The sequence below is a fragment of the Planococcus sp. TJ-201 genome (assembly GCF_058268495.1).
Genome location: NZ_JBZDOG010000018.1, coordinates 1 through 653 on the forward strand (window position 1 = coordinate 1; position 653 = coordinate 653).

Below are 653 nucleotides of genomic sequence, written 5' to 3' on the forward strand. Positions count from 1 at the left end.
CAAGCCGTGCTGGATCATTTCAAAACATACGACATCAAGCATGTCCACCCAATGGCCGCGCTTCGCACCGCCGTGTCGATGCTCGGCTTGTTCGACGAAGAAGCGGAAGTAATGGAACCGGAAGCGAACTACCGCAAAGCCATCAAGATCCAAGCAAAAATCTCGACGCTGGTGACGGCATTCGGCCGCATCCGCAACGGGCAGGAGCCAGTCGCACCGAAAACCGACTTGAGCTTCGCGGCGAACTTCTTGTACATGCTGTCAGGCGAATTGCCGGAAGCGATTGAAGAAGAAGCGTTTAACAAAGCCTTGGTGCTGCACGCAGACCACGAATTGAACGCTTCGACGTTCACGGCGCGTGTTGCTGTCGCGACCTTGTCGGATGTCTATTCTGGCGTGACCGCAGCCATCGGTGCGCTAAAAGGCCCGCTTCACGGCGGTGCCAACGAGCAAGTGATGAAGATGCTGACGGAAATCGGTTCGGTCGATAACGTGGAACGCGTCATCACGGAAAAATTAGCCAACAAAGAAAAAATCATGGGCTTTGGCCATCGCGTGTACCGCAAAGGCGACCCGCGTGCGAAGCACTTGCGTGACATGTCCCAGAAACTCACGAAGATCCGCGGCGAAGAAAAATGGTACGACATGTCGGT

1 protein-coding gene is annotated in these 653 nt (G+C 55.0%); it reads left to right on the forward strand.

Features of this window, described 5'->3' with window-relative positions; genetic code table 11:
* On the forward strand, positions 1 to 653 hold a 653-nt coding region (locus tag AC4EG4_RS19070), incomplete at both ends, for a citrate/2-methylcitrate synthase (protein ID WP_490988716.1).